We start from the raw sequence: 271 nt of genomic DNA, 5'->3' as shown, positions 1-271 counted from the left end.
CCTGAAACGTGGACCGGAAATAGTAGCCCACCTTTTGTCCTTCGTGCAGTAGCCAGTAGCAGTCGAACATGCAGGATAGTGGAATAGCAGGCCCAACCTTGAGCACCGCGTCATCGGGAAGTGCGTGCGGCCCCTTGTTCAGAGCATAACCGCCGCCAAGCTCGTAGAACAGGTACGGGTCCATCGGCACGTATAGACGATGTTCAGCGTCATGGTCGATCATGGTCAGTCCTGATTAAGAGCGACAAGCGAATACACGGAGTTTGCGCCC

Annotated in this window: 1 protein-coding gene; it reads right to left on the bottom strand. The window is 55.4% G+C overall.

Annotated elements, in window-relative coordinates; genetic code table 11:
* The coding region (locus AC1RPJ_RS08175; RefSeq protein WP_481762910.1) for a hypothetical protein at positions 1 to 223 on the bottom strand (223 nt) is incomplete at its 3' end.
* Between the last annotated feature and the right edge of the window lie 48 nt (positions 224 to 271).

This window comes from Dellaglioa sp. CoH-57-MRSF-17 (assembly GCF_056782015.1).
Note: the sequence above shows the minus strand (reverse complement) of the source record. Positions and strands in the feature narration are given on the sequence as shown.